Origin of the sequence: Bacteroides timonensis, assembly GCF_000513195.1 — a bacterium.
Classification (GTDB): Bacteria; Bacteroidota; Bacteroidia; order Bacteroidales; family Bacteroidaceae; genus Bacteroides; species Bacteroides timonensis.
This window is the reverse complement of sequence record NZ_CBVI010000090.1, coordinates 45,481-59,711: the sequence shown is the minus strand read 5'-3', so window position 1 is coordinate 59,711 and position 14,231 is coordinate 45,481. Positions and strand designations below refer to the sequence as shown.

Here is a 14,231-nt window from a genome sequence, read left to right as displayed (position 1 = left end):
GTGTTAATCCGCGTAATCTGTGGTGAGTTATAAAAACAAGAAATTATGGAAAAAGTAACGGGAGCAGACTTTAAATCTGCAACTGCTGATGACAACAAGAAGTTGTTCATCGAAACCTATGGCTGCCAGATGAATGTGGCGGACAGTGAAGTTATTGCCTCTGTGATGCAGATGGCGGGATATTCAACGGCTGATACGCTGGAAGAAGCGGATGCAGTGTTTATGAACACTTGCTCCATTCGTGACAATGCTGAGCAGAAAATCCTCAATCGTCTGGAATTTTTCTATTCGCTCAAGAAGAAAAAACGCAATCTGATTGTGGGAGTGCTGGGGTGTATGGCCGAGCGGGTAAAGGATGACCTGATCACTAATCATCATGTTGATCTGGTGGTAGGTCCTGATGCTTATCTTACTCTTCCTGACTTGGTTGCTGCTGTGGAGGCGGGTGAGAAAGCCATCAATGTAGAGCTTTCTACCACTGAGACCTATCGGGATGTTATCCCTTCGCGTATCTGCGGTAATCACATTTCCGGGTTTGTATCCATCATGCGTGGATGTAACAACTTCTGTACCTACTGCATTGTTCCTTATACCCGTGGACGGGAACGTAGCCGTGATGTGGAAAGCATTCTCAATGAAGTGTCCGACCTGGTGGCGAAAGGTTATAAAGAAGTCACCTTGCTGGGGCAGAATGTCAATTCTTACCGCTTTGAGAAACCGGACGGAGAAGTTGTAACTTTCCCTATGCTGCTTCGCACCGTAGCTGAAGCTGCGCCGGGTGTGCGTGTCCGTTTCACTACTTCGCACCCCAAGGATATGAGTGACGAAACGCTGGAAGTCATTGCGCAGATTCCCAATGTGTGTAAACATATCCACCTGCCTGTACAGAGTGGAAGTTCCCGTATCCTGAAACTGATGAATCGTAAATATACCCGTGAATGGTATCTGGATCGTGTGGATGCTATCCATCGCATTGTTCCCGATTGTGGCTTATCCACAGATATCTTCTCCGGTTTCCATTCCGAAACGGAAGAAGATCATCAGCTTTCTCTTTCCCTGATGGAGAAATGTGCTTACGACTCGGCTTTCATGTTTAAGTATTCTGAGCGTCCGGGTACTTATGCTTCCAAACATTTGCCGGATGATGTACCCGAAGAGGTAAAGATACGTCGGTTGAATGAGATTATTGCTTTGCAAAACCGTCTTTCCGCCGAGTCTAATGCCCGCTGTATCGGTAAGACATATGAAGTTCTGGTGGAAGGAGTTTCCAAGCGTTCGCGCGAACAGCTTGTAGGACGTACGGAACAGAACCGCGTGGTGGTGTTCGACCGTGGTACGCACCGTGTGGGTGATTTTGTGATGGTGAAGATTACCGAAGCAAGTTCGGCAACGTTGAAGGGGGAAGAGGCTTGATTTATTGGCTTCGCGCGCGTACATGAGATTTTTGGTATACTTTTACCTACACGCTTGCACTCATGCGCTGCACCTCCCTGTTCATCGGTGATAGAGCGGTAGTGTAAGTAAGCTAAAACTGCGTGTAGGTAAATTTACCTACACGCAGTTTTGTTCATCCTAAACATGGGGGAAAACCGTAAAACTTTTGCCGACTTCTTGCCACCGCATTGGCACAGTCGTGCCATAGGCGTGGCAATGTTGTGCCACTGCGATGGCAAAGTAGTGCCACAGGCATGGCAAAAACATGGGTATATAGATTGGAGATCACTGACCTGTAGATGGGTGATTGCTACCATTCGTAGTCTTCTACGTAAGCATCAAACTCTTGTTTTCCGGTTGCACCGCACTGTTTGAAGATTTTCTGTACGTCCCTTTGTTCGGCAGGGCTGAGGAGGCGTTCGCCTTTGCGGATGCGGTAATAGGTTCTTCGGCTGAAGTATTCTACCAGATGGATTATGGCGAGTTGTCTTTGCTTGTGGGGCAGGTTATCAAGGATATTCATGCAGCCTTTGGCATATTGCACTTTTTGACTGGAGCGATAATGGGGACATGCACCCTTCAGTTTAGCCTGGTATTTGGGGCTGATGACTACCCAGTATTCCATACTGTCCGGCACTTCTTGCTCTACCAGTTGCCGCAGGCAGGTAGATGCTTTGGGGCATTGGCGGTTGAGGCATAAGGGGTAATTGTAGGGTACGTTCGTAAAATGATGTTCTTCTTCCATGATTGTTTTGTTGTTTCCAAGGCAGTTATCTTTATTCAAAATAGAAGCTCAGTGTTTCTTTTGTGATGACTACGATTGTATTTCATGGCAAAAGTAATCATTATTCAGATACGATTACCCGGATAATGATTACTTTTATCAATTTATTTCTCTTCGAACGTATTGAAAGAATGTGGCTGGAGCTCTACATTCAGATAGCGGTTCCCAAACTTCATGGTTACTTTTTTAGCCTTATCATTAAAGTTTCCGGCTATCACTACCTTTTTCTTTTCTGGAGTTTCCACTACCAAGACCGGTGTTCTTCCTTCTGTTGAAGGCTTGTAAGCTATTATACGTGAACCGGGTGTTACGAACTGGCTATAATGTCTTACAGCATAATACTCCGGTGTAAGAGTTGCCGTACGGGATTTTGAATCAACATGTATCAAAGCGTTCTGTTTCCAACCCCAGGGACTTTCACCATTATCACAAAGCGTACTGTTCCAAAAGGTGTATTCTTCGCAACCATTACCCAGGTAGTGGTTAATCAGATGGAAGGTGTGTTCGCCCGCTCTCCAGTCGAAGGTACCCCCACCACATTCGCTTTCTGTCTGCATATACTTGTACTGGGGGTATTTGGCACGTATTTTAGGCAGTATCTGTCCTCCTTCCCACTGAAAGCCAACTCCCTGAACGCTTTGCGGCATGCGTGGGTCGGAGAGTATTTTATCAACATAGTCATAGCGGTTGGTATTGAAAGTACCAAGGTAGAGAGCTACTTCCGGATGGCGCTTCTTTAATGTGGGCGCCAGATACTCTACGTTGAAACGTACGGTACCCTCAGCTGTCCAGGCACAACCGGGATACGGGGTATAACTGTATGCTTCGTTCTGATACATGATCATATCGATGGGAATTCCTTGTTCTTTATAAGCATCAATGAACTTACAGAAGAAGTTGGCATAGGTTTGCAGATAGCGTGGGTCCTGAATCATGTAGTCATTCACTGCGAGTTGTCGGGGGAAGACGTTATCACGTGTCTCCGTATTATCCTCATAGAGTACTACATCAGACAGAGGCGACATCTTATTAGTCCTGTCGCTGCGAACCGGATAGTCATTGTTAATTTTCATCCAGCTGGGAGGTGACCAGGGAGACATCCAGAAAGTCATATCCGGATTATACTTTTGCGCTGCGCGGACAAAGGGGATAATAGCCAGTTTATCACGGTTGATGTTGAAATACTTCAGTTGGAAGTCGCCTGATACTTCGTCGCAGCTATACCAGTCGCGGGCATAGTCATTGGCATTCATCGAAATACGGCCTCTGTTGAAACGGAGTTCTCCTTCAGGGGAAAACATTTTCTTCAACAGGTCATCCTGTTCATCACGGGTGAGCATGTTCAAGGCATCCCAGCACAGTTCGTTGAAGGTGGTTCCCCATGCTTTGAATGTGGTGCCTTCTTCCGTTCCGCTGATATCTAAAAGCGGGGTTTGGCCGGCGCTCGATTGTAATTTTACTTTTGATTGTTTCCAAGTGTTGCCTTCGGTGCTGCTGACCCAGTTGAAATTCTGGGCATAGGTATTAGCAGCCAAAGCGGTGAGGCAACACATGAACACTCTTTTGATGTTTTTTTCTCTCATGATAATAGTTCGTTTATGTAATTAATAATTCACCACGGATTACACTGATACTCACAGATTGTTTATATTGAAGAGCAAGTATCTGTTTTTATCTGTATAATCTGTGGTGGTTTTTAATATATCCTTTCCGGCTACGATTATTCTTCGCTTGCCGTTGCCGATATTAAGTAGGCTTCCACTTCATTTCCATTCACCTTGCATGTAAAGCTGAATGTTTTGTTTTGAGGATCGTAGCTTCCGCTTCCCTCCGTAACATTCAGGTTCTTCCATCCGGCAAGGCTGAGTGTGTTATCTTCGTTCACTGTAATGGTGAGTCCGGTATCTTTCGCTCTTGCCAGTTCCTCAGTACCTGTATAATAAATACGAATTGTATTCTTGTTTACGGCAACGGCATTACGAATCAAACTAAAGGAAGCTCCGTTGTTGGTACCGATGTAATTGTAGTATCCCGAGTAGTTGTTGTAGGTCTTTATAGCGAACAGAACCACTGTTTCAGCTTGTGCAACGGGATACTCCTTGCAAGATTCCATTTTCAGCGGAAGGGCGTATAAGGAGTCACAATGTAATCCTTCCGGGTGGATGGCGACAGGTATGCGGGTATAGGATTCTCCGGCACGGATCACTGCATTCATTGAAGATATGTTGTAATTAGCCGTAGGAAGTGCCTGATATTGGATTTCCGTACTCGATTTATATTTTTGATTGTAAGAAGTGATGCCTGAGGGATCTTCAATCAATGTACAGTGAATGTCCCCATCCGGATTCAATGAGCCGCTAGTGCCTACCGATACGAAAGTTTCTGCACTTTCGTCCGCATAGTTGACGTTGCGGGTCACTAATGCTCCTTCTTCTCCGATACCTACCAGATAGGCTTGTTTTATATACTGTTCCTCTTCCCAAACATTGGTGTTCTCACATCCGGTGAGCATAAAGAGTGAACCTATCGCTAATGAAAATAAAATATGCTTTTTCATAATTGTCTTAATATTGAAGTTAATTACCAGCCTGGATTCTGAACCAGTTTTGCATTATGATCCAACGTTGTCTGTGGGATGGGGAAGAAGTACATCTTCTGTGTAAATACACGCTTCTGTATTCTCTCTGAATCCCATATTGTACGGGTGTAGAATCCGGTACGGTTGTTTACTCTGGCTTTGGTGTTCCAACCGATAATCTTTGTATTATAAGCTGCGTCCGCATCGCCCCAACGGCGTAAATCGTGATAGCGAAGTCCTTCGAGGGCAAACTCCACTTTACGTTCCAGCTTGATGGCTTCACGCATGTCATCTCTGCTGTTCAGTTCGGCATCGGTAATGCCCGGCATACCGGCACGATAACGTATCATATTGAAATATTTCTTTATTTCTTCTGTATTGCGGGCCACGGTGATACCTGTGGCTTCATCCGTATAACTTCCTTCCAATTCATTTAAAGCTTCTACATAGTTGAGGAGGATTTCCGCATAACGGAATACAGCAAATGTTTTGGCACGACTGGAGCCTTTCATGTTATCTTCCTGATTGATGTATTTGCGGAGGGTATAGCCTGTACGGTTGTAGTTGTCCGGATATTCGGGAAGGGGGCCTGCATTACCATCAGAGTAATAAGTCACTTCCACATTTGTTACCGGGTCATTGCCTACATAAGAAGTTCCAGGCCAGATACAATGATTATATCCTATGGTTGCGTAAAAGCGAGGTTCACGGTAGGCATCTACTTTGGCTACATTGCCATTCACGGTATAGCCGTCAGATACTCTGTAAGCAATATCTATCGGATCACCTGCATGAGAAGCATCAGGGTAAGGATAGTTTGCGCTGGAATGGTGAATGTCATATCCATCTATCATTTTGTAGGAATCAATCAAATCCATACAGAGATTTATACCGTTGGCACCTCCCAGAGCGGTAGGCGTCGCCAGCCATTGAGGAGAGTTCTCTTTCACTATGGCATTGCAATAATAAATATATTCCGGAACTAACTCTGCATTCACAGAACCATCGAACAGGTTCTTGTAAGATGCGTAAGGATCGATATTACCGGCTCCATCAGGGAAACCAGCCTGTGAAATATTGGACGGGAGTTCCTGTGTTCTTTCTGTACGGGCAGTTGTATAGAGTGCGTATTTTCCCATATCAATGATTCGTTTGGCAGCTACAGCGGCTACACCCCATTTAGAGTTATCATTGTTTTGAGAAATGAAATTCCGCCCATCGGCTGTTTTCCAGTCCGCATAGCGGGTATTTCCGTTATACCATGGGCTTGCCGCATAAAGGCGTAAGCGAGAGATTACCGCTAATGCTGCACCTTTGCTTGCAATATACTGGAATTGTTGTGTACGAGAATCCGGAAGGAACTCCGCAGCCTTTTCCATATCACTACAGATGTAGTCTATGCACTCATCGTACGTGCTTCGTTCGATAGAGGCTTCGTCGGATGGGGTATCGGCATCGAAAGGCTTGTCGGGAACGATAGGCACCGGTCCGTATTGGCGCAGCAAACTGAAATAGAAATATCCGCGTAAGAAGTAAGTGCGTCCTGTATAGTCACGGCGTTCCATATCCGACAAGTCTTTGCATTCGCTGATGCGGGTCAACACGATGTTGGCTTTGCGGATACCTTTATAAAAGCTTCCCCAGTTATTATAGTTCGCGCTTTGGGGAGTTTCATCTCCCAGCAACAGAGCCATTGCGGCATGTCTGTAAGGGTCTTTTTCATTTTTTCCATAATCGTCCGCCCATGATGCGAAGCATTCGTCAGAACCCATGCCGAACGGGAAATAAGAGGAGGTGAACAGTTTACTTTCATCCGGTAGTATGGTGGCAATGCCGTTAATGTATTCATTGACGCGAACTTTACTTTGAAAGATTGAATCAATATTTGTCTGGTCGTAGAAGTAAGAATCCACATCCAGATAAGACTCGCATGAGGTTAATCCGAGACTCATCCCTGCCCAAATGGATATGCCACAAAGAAGAGCTTTAAATGTATATTTGGTATTCATAATCATATCGTTTTTTAGGTTTAGAACTGAAGATTTGCCTGTATGGTAAATACACGTTGTAGCGGGTATACCGCACCGTTGTCGGATGCTTGTGCCGGATCCCATAGTTTGATTTTGTCCCAGCAGTGAAGGTTATCACCGATCAAGCTGATCTGGCAACCTTGCAAGCCGATCTTCTTGAAGCATGGCAGAGTGATGTCATACATAATCTGTACATTCTTCAAGCGTACATAAGATCCGTCTGCAATCCAGAATGTGGATGCCTGATTATTGTTTTTGTTTTCTCCGTAAGTGAGACGCGGAAAACGGGCATTCGGATTCTCTGTGTCTTTGGTTCCGGAATAAGAAGCCGGTGTCCAGCGATTGCCGGCATCTGCTACAATACCGAGTACGTTTCCTGTTTGTCCACCGTTGAAAGGGTGAAAACCACTGCCTCCATACAGAAAGTTCACTTGGCCTACTCCTTCAAGCAGAGCACTTACAGTCAGTCTTTTCCAATGAAATTCCAGACCGAAACCGTATTGCAGACGTGGAACTTTGGAATAGCAGATGGGTACTTCATCGTAACTGTCAATTTTACCATCGCCATTGATATCTTTGTATTTGATATCACCCGGCATTACATTGGTTACGAAGGTTTGTTTGGGGCTTGAATCGATATCTGCCTGGTCTTTGAATAGTCCTAGGGCAACTAATCCGCGTTGAGTTCCCCAAGGTGTTCCTTTCCATGCTTGGTAGGGATATTTAATTCCGCTTTGTTCGTATTCAAGCAGTTTATTGTTAGAGTAAGTGAAGTTGGCGCGTCCTGTCAGGCTCATATCATTTTTGAACCGGTAAGTGTATGAGATGTTACCATCCGCTCCCCAACTTTTCATTTCGCCTACGTTTGCCCAAGGCAACGTAGCCAATCCCATTTCATCGGGAATACTTGCACGTTGCTGGAAAATTCCAGTACGACGTTCACTAAAAAAATCGACTGTAAATTCCACACTACTATTAAAGAGTTGTCCGTCAATACCTATATCGAATTTCTTTGCTTTTTCCCAGCGTAAGTTTTGGGAAGCCTCCTGGCTTTCTGCTATATTCTTGCCACTTCCCCAGATGCCGGTTCCACTACCTTCGGTCATGGTGGAAAGGAACGGAAAACGTGTGTCGTTACCAAGTCGGTCGTTACCTACGATACCATATGAAGCTCTGATCTTGAAGAAATTGATAAAAGACAAGTTCTTCTGCACCCATTCATATTGTGTAGGTACCCAACCTGCTGAGATGGCTGGGAATACGCCGAACTTCTGTCCTTTCTCAAATGCTTCTGAACCGGTATAGCCGATGTTGCCTTCCAGGAAATAGGTATCTTTGTAAGAGTAGGTTGCACGCCCAGCCAAACCTGTATACCGTTTTGGGATAGATGCGATAAGTGTTTGCGCTTCACCGGTAATGAAGTCTTCCATATAAAAATCGGCTAATCCGGTTACGCGATGATCATTATTGAACAGGCGGTTATAGTTAACACGGGCGTCAAAATAGATTTTCCGTGTAGACAGATTGGTAGACTCGTATTTATCATCTGTTTTGGCTACTTTTTCTATCAGATTTAAGGAGCCGTCTTTATTTCTTCCTTGTGCATAGTAGAGTGCCGGAGTTTTTGTTTGAGACTGCGTTAAGGCTGAGTAATTATTGATAGACATGGTGGCTTCCGCCTTCAGACCTTTTATCCATTGGTCAAAATCTTGTTCAAGGCGTAGGCGGATACTGCTTGTCGTTTCATTTCTCTTCTTATAACCTGTATAGTTTAGTAAGATATATGGGTTCTGTTGGTCAGCACTGGCACCGTAGGCTGGAAGCGAACCATCCGAATAAAGTACCGGAACGGTCACAGGGGTCAGGTTGGCTTGTGTTTGCCACAAGGCTTTCGTATCATTGGCATATCCGGGGAAAGAGTTGGTTACAATCTCTGTTGATAAGCCCAGCTCAATAATAGTACTTTTGGTTAGGTTAGCATCGATATTTGCGCGGAAATTGTATTTATTATAACCTACACTATTATCATAGTTTTTAATTCCTTTATCTTGCTTATAGATAGCATCCTTGTGTTGGAGGCCCACACTCATGTAGTAACGTGCATTCGTTCCACCACCATTGATACTGATGTGATGCTGATTGTTCCATACATAATCTTTCAGCATGACATCGCGCCAGTTTACATTGGGATATAAATCCGGGTCCAGTCCTGTTTCTATCAGGTTTAACTCGGCATTACTATATACAGGACGTCCACCTCGTACAACGGAGGCTTCGTTGGCCAGTTGTGCGTATGTATATCCGTCCACATATTCGGGATTGCGTGCAGAATAGGAAAGCCCGACATTACTTTTCACACTGATATTCAGTTTACCCGATTTACCGCGCTTTGTTGTAACGAGTACCACACCGTTGGCGCCGCGTACACCATATACTGCTGTAGAGGAAGCATCTTTCAGGATGGTGAAGCTTTCAATATCGGCAGGATCAAGTATATTCAGGTCGCCTTCCACACCGTCAATCAACACTAAAGCGGATGCACCTGCACCGAAAGTACTGATACCACGAATCCAGAATTCAGAAAAGTCATTGCCAGGCTCACCGCTTCGGGTTACGGCAATGATGCCCGGTACACGACCTCCCAACATGTTTGTTACCGAGGATGAAGGAACTTGTAAATCAGATGCCTTTACATTAGTTACCGCACCTACTACCGAGATTTTACGTTGAGTACCCCGACCTACAATCACTACCTCATCGGTCTCATTTACAATTTCTTTCAGTGCAATCTTTTGCTTGGTTTTATTTCCGTTTACCACCAGTTCCTGGGGTGCATAACCTATGTAGGTAAACACCAATACTGTATTGGCGGGAACATTGTCTATGCGGAAATTACCATCAACATCCGTGATAGCTCCTTTGGAAGGATTGTTTTTATATTGAATCGTAACACCGGGTAATTCTTCACCTTGCTCCGTCATTACAATACCGGATACGGTGAAACCATTCTGTGCGGCAAGTGGAAGCACACTTGCAAGCAATAGGAATGAAAGTATAAGGAAAAATCTATTTTTCATATATTAGTTTATTTATTGATTTACGGGAAGGGGTTTATTCTATAGCGAGTTTACGCACATTCAATCCTGCACCTCCGGCTATATAGAAGTTTTCTTCAGAATCCATAGCTATATCTTTGGGATATAGGAATGTACATTCCAGTGGGAGTCCGTCTGTTTCTGTTTCGCCCGACATGGTGCCGCCGGCAGCGATTGTTACGTAGCCGTCCGGGTAGGATATCTTTCGGATGGATTGTCCGCCTGCGTTTACTACATATATGTTGCCTTCATTGTCAACAGTTACTCCATTTGGCCAGGCAAACTGTATGTCTTCCCGATAACCTTCCGTATTGGTTTGGTTAGGCCAGCCGTTTCCGGCATATCTTTCGTCCGACCATGTGCCATTGGCGTTCTGTTTAATCCGGTATACGGCATGTGTCCTGTCCTCTGCAAAATAGAAGCAATCTTCTACACGGCTATAAGCCAGATAGCTACAATGGTCGGAAACCCAAGCTTCAAAGTCCCAGCGGTGTTCAAGGAGTTTTTCTACTTTGTACTGTCCGCTATCATCTTTTTCTGTCAGATTGATACGTACGAAGATGCCTAGGTGATTTCTTGTATAGAGGTATTTTTCTTCATCGTCAATAACGCAGGACCAGGTTTCACCACTGTTAGCGGATAATTCGGTGATACCTTCGCGCAATAGCTCCGGCTGCCAGCTATTTTCACGGCGCAGGATATATACTTTAGCTGATTTGACATCAATAAAATACATTTTATCACGGGTTTTATTGATTGCAGGTTTACCTGCTTTGAATCCGCTTATCAGGGTTGTAACCAGGTTTTCGCTCTCAGAAATCAGGCGTACCCGTTGCTTGTCCGACTCTACTGCTACAATGTTATCTCCTGCCACTATACCGACAGCAAATACATTATTGAATAGTGCATCGTAGATGTTTCCATCGGTATCTCCTCTTTTATTGTAGGTTCCGCAAACTGTAGAAACTTTCTGTGCCTGCGTGTAGGCAAATGTCTTGTCGATGGTAAGCTCTTTATCGTCTACAACGACTTTAACAGAATTATTACCGCCTGGTTGTTTAGGTATGGTACAGTAAATAGAAGTTCCGTCACTTGATATGATGTTAGCCTCTTTGGTATCGGCAAAGATCACTTTCATCTTGGACAGGTCTGTACCGAAGTTTCCCTGAACAATGATTTTGTCACCTATTCCACCTTTTTCCGGGATAAAGCCGGTCAGTGCCTGAGGCTTTGAGGGATCATACTTGTTGGTGATGACGGGATGTTTCACGATGTCTTCATTGCTACAACTGCTGATGAAGAACAAGGCCAGCAACAGCCAGCTCTTTCTTTGGATTGATTTAAGAAATTTGTCTTTCATATATATTATTATTTAAAGGATTGGTCACTGAAACTTTTTGTCCTTATTGCTGATTTACCGTCTTTAAGGCCGGTGCAAATAAATATAGAAAAGAACTGGGAAGAGTACTCAAATGAGGCAGAAAGGGGTACAGAGCGGGGAATGCGTTATTTGTATACCTTAACTGCGTCAAAAAGACACTTATTTTATGAGAATCCGTGCGTTTTTTTATATGTATTCATCGTATTCCATGAATAAATGATATCTTTGGAAGTTTAAAATCTGTAATTTATATAGGACTATGAGCGACTTGGGAGATATTGATAAAACATTGCGTCCTGGTGATGCGGATCATAATATGACTCTCCGCCCAGCAGATAGTGCGGATAAAACCCTGCGCGCCGAACAGCAAAAAGATATTGAGATTATCACCCGTCAACATGATAGGGAGTATTTAATTGGTGGGCTGAACTACAAAGTGATAGATATCCTTTCAGAAGGGACGGGAGAAGCACAGATCTTTTTGGTGGAAAATAAGGGTGAAAAATATGTCTTGAAGCTCTATTATGCTGGCATTGAACCTCCCCCTAATCACCATATTCTGGAAATTATCAGACAAACTCCACATTCCGGTTTATTGGTAGATATTATAGATCACGGCCAGTGGAATAATCCACATGTTTCCGATGAATTGAGGCATTATGAAATAATGACCTATTGTAGCGGCGGGTCTCTGGATAAGATAAACTTGAAGGGAAATGAAAGGAAGCTTTGTGAAATAGCTAAACAGGCAGCCGCTGCCATTGATTTCTGCCATAAGCATGGGTTCATTCATCGTGACATTAAGCCGGGTAACTTCTTTTTTGCCGATGAAAGTCGAAAGCAAGTGTTGCTGGGAGACTTTGGCATATCAGTAAGATGTGATCAGGATGGAGTGGCCTGTACTGACCAAGCACGCACTCGCATCTATGCAGCTCCTGAAATGTATTATACGGTTCCCGGTGAGAACAGAGTGGAGATTGATACGAAGAGTGATTTCTACTCTCTTGGCATGGTGTTACTTTGCCTGTGGATGGGGGAGAAAGAATTTAAAGAGAGAGAATTTGAATTGATGCAGCGTAAACGTACGGGGGATTTACCTTTTCCAACAGACTTGTCCGAACATACGTTGCAATTGATAAGAGCATTGACTGCACCACAGCCGGAAAAACGTTATGGTTTTGCTGAAATTGGTTGTTGGGCCCAGGGAGAAAGTGTATTGGATATGCCCTATTATGATATTGATGGACGTCCGCAAACTACAGTTGAGGGAATAGCCCAATCTCTTATTAAGAATTTTAATACCTATCAGACGGCATTGGTGAATTCTAATGATTCCCTTTTTCTTTTTTTCAATGCTCGCGGCTTGAATCAGCTTACAGATAAAGTTACGCCGTTGTTCAATGAGGAGGGGCGACAACGGGAAGCTTTGTGGCGTTTGATCTATACCCTTGATCCTTCGCGTCCTTATGAATTGACCGATGAAAAGGGAAATTCGGGACACTGTAATACTCCGGGGGAAATTCTTTATTATGTTTCTAATAACATTCTGAGCTCTGATTCGTGGAATGACCTGGCAGAAGAATCATTCCTGATCTGGCTTTCTGCCCGTGATAAAGAATTAGTAGAAAAGATACGCACTCAATTAGAAGGCTTCACTACATCCGATGCTGCCGTGACTTATGGTGTACTTTATAACTTAAATCCCAAAGTTTCCTTCACCCTGCAAATGGATGAAACCGCAAGTGATTATTATTTCACGTATACGCAAATAGCCCAATTCATCAATCAACAGTTGATGGTTTATAAGGATACATCTGAGAATGATGTGAACCACGAATCTGTTGATAATATCCTCAGAATGTTTTCGGGTATGAAAGGTTCGCGGCTTTATTTCTATCTGAAATCTAAGGAAGTGTATGAAGATAAGGTTGAGTGGATAAGTTACTGTTTTGAACTGGAATCTAAAGATAATCTTCGAAAAGCGGGACCTTATAACTGGATCATCGCTACTTTCAAGATGATTAAAGGGTTGGGAGCTTTGCCTTATTATTATTTCAAGGATAGCGATAAATATGTAACTGATCTGGAGGATTTGAAGGCTATTCCCTGGAAAGAACTCAGGAATGAACTGGAAAACGGATATCTGAAGGACTGGCTGACTGTCTTTTTTCAGGAAGACCCTTTTAAGGATCTTTCTCCCAAATTTACTTATGAGCAGGAAACTGTAAAATACCTCGAATTCATCGAAAAAATAGATAGTAAAGATGCGGCCGTCTCTGGCTTTCGTGTTGCCACGGATTTTTTGAATACGAACCTTCGGGATATACGTATGTATAACAGGATACTTGCATCTGTGCCTGTTTTGCTGGCAATATTCTGTATTATTCCTGTTTTAATCTCTGTATTTACATTAGTCGTGTATGGGCTTCCGTTTACGGAGAATCCGTTGCCCGTTTGTTCTGTCGAAACGATTGTAACGATATCCGTCATTTTTATTATTCTGATTTATTTTGTGGCTAATGCAGCCTTGATTGGAAGTATTGTTATGGGTTCTCTTTTGGGAGCAATGATTTATTATACCGTATATTTTATATTGGAAGTATTTCTGCCTCAGGCGCCTTACTTATTAGCAGGGATATTGCTTATTCCTACTTATTTTCTGATAAAAAGCTGTTATTTCACTTTCCCTGTCAAGCGGAAAAAGTATAATCACTTGTTAAACCTTACTTTTGAGGAGAAGGTTGTTGAACCTTTGTATTTTGCTTTCAGAACAGATATGGAGACGAAATTTGAATCTTCTATTGGCAGTGAATTGACGCAATATAACAGATATCTGAAAGATTGCGCCTTTGAATTCTCTTTTTATACAGCTATTTCTCTGTGGCTTGTGGGCTGGTTGGCATTTATGTCTTATTCATAAGACACCTTT

At 43.5% G+C, this 14,231-nt stretch carries 8 protein-coding genes; 2 read left to right on the top strand and 6 right to left on the bottom strand.

Annotation, left to right across the window (positions count from 1 at the left end; translation table 11 throughout):
- The first annotated feature begins 45 nt into the window (after positions 1-45).
- Positions 46-1,413, top strand: a complete 1,368-nt coding sequence (gene miaB, locus BN161_RS16625; protein ID WP_044268342.1) for a tRNA (N6-isopentenyl adenosine(37)-C2)-methylthiotransferase MiaB — start codon at positions 46-48, stop codon at positions 1,411-1,413.
- Positions 1,414-1,744: 331 nt separating this feature from the next.
- Here the strand turns inward: miaB and BN161_RS16620 are convergent, their stop codons facing one another.
- The 6 genes from BN161_RS16620 to BN161_RS16595 form a co-directional block, all read right to left on the bottom strand.
- Complete coding sequence (locus BN161_RS16620) at positions 1,745-2,179, bottom strand: DUF6078 family protein (protein ID WP_044268383.1); 435 nt, start codon at positions 2,177-2,179, stop codon at positions 1,745-1,747.
- Positions 2,180-2,322: 143 nt separating this feature from the next.
- Positions 2,323-3,801 carry a glycoside hydrolase family 30 protein gene (locus BN161_RS16615; protein ID WP_044268340.1) on the bottom strand — a complete coding sequence of 493 codons (1,479 nt, stop codon included), beginning with the start codon at positions 3,799-3,801 and terminating at the stop codon, positions 2,323-2,325.
- A 137-nt stretch (positions 3,802-3,938) separates the two neighbouring features.
- Positions 3,939-4,775, bottom strand: coding sequence for a BT_3987 domain-containing protein (locus BN161_RS16610; RefSeq protein ID WP_044268335.1), 837 nt, complete (start codon positions 4,773-4,775; stop codon positions 3,939-3,941).
- Positions 4,776-4,798: 23 nt separating this feature from the next.
- The gene (locus BN161_RS16605) at positions 4,799-6,805 is read right to left on the bottom strand and encodes a RagB/SusD family nutrient uptake outer membrane protein (RefSeq protein WP_167332550.1); all 2,007 of its coding nucleotides are present in this window, start codon (positions 6,803-6,805) and stop codon (positions 4,799-4,801) included.
- Between the two features lie 20 nt (positions 6,806-6,825).
- Entirely contained in the window at positions 6,826-9,903 is a 3,078-nt protein-coding gene (locus BN161_RS16600; RefSeq protein ID WP_044268330.1) for a SusC/RagA family TonB-linked outer membrane protein, read from the bottom strand.
- A 34-nt stretch (positions 9,904-9,937) separates the two neighbouring features.
- Positions 9,938-11,281: an IPT/TIG domain-containing protein gene (locus tag BN161_RS16595; RefSeq protein ID WP_044268325.1), complete on the bottom strand. Its 1,344-nt coding sequence runs from the start codon at positions 11,279-11,281 to the stop codon at positions 9,938-9,940.
- A 280-nt stretch (positions 11,282-11,561) separates the two neighbouring features.
- Here BN161_RS16595 and BN161_RS16590 point away from each other — a divergent pair, with 280 nt between their 5' ends.
- Positions 11,562-14,222, top strand: a complete 2,661-nt coding sequence (locus BN161_RS16590; protein WP_052356313.1) for a serine/threonine protein kinase — start codon at positions 11,562-11,564, stop codon at positions 14,220-14,222.
- Positions 14,223-14,231 lie beyond the last annotated feature (9 nt).